A 3,663-nucleotide genomic window follows, 5' to 3' on the forward strand; every position below is an offset into this window, starting at 1 on the left:
GGCTCTGGCTCCGCCGACGGCTCCGGTGCGGCCGGCGCGGCGGCGCCGAACGGGCGCCAGCGGGGGGTGAGTTCGCTCAGGTGCCGGCGGGCGGGGCGGGGGTGCTCGCGCGGGTCGCGGGCGGCCGCCAGGGCGGCGGGGTCGGCCGCCCCTTCGGCGGTCCGGGGGATGCCGTCGACCAGGCGGATCTCCGCGTCGGGGGCGTCCTCCAGCAGGTGGGCGGCGGCCCAGCGGCGCAGTCCGGCGTGGTCCCGGTCGTCGGCCGGCACCAGGTAGACGATCGGCCCGGCGCCGCCCGGGGAACCGCCGGCGACGAGGGCGCAGTCGGCCAGGCCGGTGTGGCGCAGCAGCCGGCCCTCCACCACGTCGGCTCTGGGGCGGTCGGGGCCGGGGACGCTCATGCGGGTCGTACCTTCCTGGGCTCTGCGACAAGGGCGGGCGGGGCGCGGTACGGCGGGGTGACGGCGGGCGGCGGCCGGGGCGGCCGGTACGGCGGTCGGGCGGGTACGGCGGGCGGTCGGCCGGGGCTCGGCCGCCCGGTGGGGGAGGGCCGGTACGCGGCTAGTGGTCGGCGGGGACGGGCCGCGCGGCGGGCGCGCGCCGCCGACGGGCGCCGACCCCCACCATCAGCAGGAACCCGGCGGCCAGCGCGATCGGCACGGCGTGCGAGAAGCCGACCACCGTGAGCGGGCTGAACCGCTCCATCAGCCCGGCGCTGAGCAGCATCCCGATGCCCATGCCGAGGCTCTCGGCGCTCGCCACCAGCCCGAACGCCTGGCCGCGCCGGTCGTCGTCGACGGCCTGGATCCGGGTGGTGTAGGAGATCTCGGTGAAGCCGTCGGCGAGCCCGGCGCCGAGCGCGACGACGAGGAAGAGCGGGGTCGGCAGCCCGGTGAAGGCGAGGATGAAGCAGGTGGACATCAGCGCGGTGCCGACCGCGAAGGCCCGCTCGCCCGGCTCCCGGCCGCGTTTGACGAGCAGTCGGGAGACCAGCTGGTGGGCGCCCAGGCTGCCGACCGCCCAGGTGGCCCAGAACAGGCCCAGCACGGCGGCCGGGTTCTCCGGGGACGTCCGGGTCGCGAACACCGGCAGGCCGATGTTGTGCGCGGCCGAGCCGAAGGCGTCGACCAGCCGGATGGCGACCATCGCGCCGATCACCGGCAGGGTGCGCAGCAGCACCAGCCCGGCGAACCGCCCGCCCGGCTCGGCCGCCGGGCGCGCCGTCGCTCCGTCGCGCTCGGCCCGGGTGCGCAGCGGCAGCCGCAGCACGACCGTGCCGAACACGACGAAGCTGGCGGCGTCGGTGAGCAGCGCGGCCTGGAACCCGGCCCAGGCCACCAGCACGCCGGCCGAGGCGAAGCCGAGCACCATCGCCGTCGAACGCCCGGTCACCAGCACCCCGTTGGCGCGGGCCCGGTGCTCCGGGCCGACCATCTCGGGCACGCTGCTGCGCAGCGCGACGGCGCTGAGCGTGCCGGCCGCGCCGAAGAGCAGGGCCAGCGGGTAGAGCACCGGGATCCGCAGGTGGTCGGGGACGATCGCGAGCGCCACCAGGCCGGTGGCCTGGGTGAAGGCGCAGCCGACCATCAGCAGCCGGCGGTCGAGGCGGGCGACGACGCGGCCGGCGAGCACGCCGGCGCCGAAGCCGCCGAGCAGACGCAGCGTCAGGTACCCGGCGGTGCCGAGGGCGTTGCCCGCGGCCTCGTAGGCGAAGAGGCTGAGCGCGACCATGTTGAGCTGGCTGCCGTAGCTGGAGACGGCGTCTCCGACGGCGAGCCGGTAGAACGGCCTGGGCAGGGCGCTCGTGGCGGTACCCCGGCTCGGAACGGTGTGATCCCCCACGACGGCTCCATTGCCATGTGACATTTCATCTGGATCCTAGGGTGGAGCCGTCAGCGGGATCAAGGGGTTCGACCGCTCACGGCGCTAAGACCATACGACGGTACGCCGTCAATTCGGACCGGAACATTCACTTCCGGCCACCCGGCGCCCGAGCATGGCCGACCGAGGCGCCCTGGCGACGGCCGGCCGCTGTCGCCGGGCGGTTCGCGGGCGTACGGTAGCCACACGGTGGTGCGCAGTGCGGTCGCGCGCCCGTCGGGGCGCGGGACGGCGGCGCCACCGCCCCGCGATGGCACGCCCCGCCGGAGGCCGCGATGGCTGATCCCCTGGCCGACCGCATGGCCTTCTTCACCACGCCCCGGCACCCCCGTGAGCGCCGGGACCCGCAGGAGCGGCTGGGGGACTGGCGCGAGGTCTACCGGGAGGGTGCGACGCTGCCGGTCGCTGGTGACCAGGCCACCCGCTGCATGGACTGCGGTCTGCCCTTCTGCCACCACGCCTGCCCGCTCGGCAACCTCGTCCCCGACTGGAACACCCTGGTCGCCCACGACGACTGGCGCGCGGCCGCCGCGCGTCTGCTGGCCACCAACAACTTCCCCGAGTTCACCGGCCGGCTCTGCCCCGCCCCGTGCGAGAGCGCCTGCGTACTGGCGATCGACGCGGAGGCCGTGACGATCAAGAACATCGAGCTGGCGATCGCCGACCGGGCGCTGGAGAGCGGCTACGACCTGCCGCAGCCGCCCGAGCGGCTGACCGGCCTGCGGGTGGCCGTGGTCGGGTCGGGCCCCGCCGGGCTGGCCGCCGCCCAACAGCTGACCCGGGCCGGCCACACCACGACCGTCTACGAACGCGCCGACCGGATCGGCGGCCTGCTGCGCTACGGCATCCCGGCGTTCCGGCTGGAGAAGCACCGGCTGGACCGGCGGATCGACCAGATGCGGGCCGAGGGCACGGTCTTCCGCACCGGCGTCGCCGTCGGCCACGACCTGCCCGCCGACGAACTGCGCGCCCGCAGCGACGCCCTGGTGGTCGCGGTCGGCGCGACCCGCTGCCGCGACCTCCCGGTTCCCGGCCGCGAGCTGGCCGGCGTGCACCAGGCCATCAGCTACCTGACCCTCGCCAACCGGGTCGACGAGGGCGACTACCCCGTCTCGCCGGTCTCCGCCGAGGGCCGCCACGTGGTGATCGTCGGCGGCGGCGACACCGCCGCCGACTGCCTGGGCACCGCGCTGCGCCAGCGGGCCGCGACGGTCACCCAGTTCGACATCAACCCCCGCCCGCCCGGCCGCCGGGCCACCGGCCAGCCCTGGCCCGTGCACCCCAAGGTCTACCGGGTGACCACCTCGCACGAGGAGGCCGGCGGCCCGGCGGCCGAGCCCCGGGTGTTCGCGGCGGCCACGGTGGGGTTCGAGGCGGGCCCGGACGGCCGGCTGGCGGCCGTCCGCTTCGCCGAGGCGCGGCGGGGCGACCGCAGCCCCCGGCCCGGGACCGAACGCACCCTCCCGGCGGACCTCGCCCTGCTGGCCCTCGGCTTCGCCGGCCCGGGCTTCCCCGGCGCCGGCTTCTCCGGGCCCGGCCGGGACGGCGGGCTGGTCGGCCAACTCGGCCTCGCCGTCGGCCCGCGGGGCACCCTCGTCCGCGACGAGGAGTTCGCCGGCGGGGCGGACGGCGTGTTCGTCGCGGGCGACGCCGGGCGCGGCCAGTCGCTGATCGTCTGGGCGATCGCCGAGGGCCGGGCGGTGGCGGCCGCCGTCGACCGCCACCTGCGCGGGCGCACCGAACTGCCCGCACCGGTCTCGCCGTCCGACGGCCCGCTCACCG

General features: G+C 77.0%; 2 protein-coding genes and 1 pseudogene. 1 reads left to right on the plus strand and 2 read right to left on the minus strand.

Annotated elements, in window-relative coordinates:
* Positions 1-401: pseudogene (locus tag ACFWA9_RS38705) on the minus strand (hypothetical protein); the annotation flags it as partial.
* Positions 402-561: 160 nt separating this feature from the next.
* Positions 562-1,842, minus strand: a complete 1,281-nt coding sequence (locus tag ACFWA9_RS38710) for an MFS transporter (RefSeq protein WP_380394214.1) — start codon at positions 1,840-1,842, stop codon at positions 562-564.
* Positions 1,843-2,168: 326 nt separating this feature from the next.
* Between ACFWA9_RS38710 and ACFWA9_RS38715 the strand changes: the two genes are divergently transcribed.
* Positions 2,169-3,663 (plus strand): glutamate synthase subunit beta (locus ACFWA9_RS38715; RefSeq protein ID WP_380394217.1); only part of this gene is annotated, 1,495 nt, incomplete at its 3' end.

Source organism: Kitasatospora sp. NPDC059973 (assembly GCF_042737525.1).
Taxonomy (GTDB): domain Bacteria; phylum Actinomycetota; class Actinomycetes; order Streptomycetales; family Streptomycetaceae; genus Kitasatospora.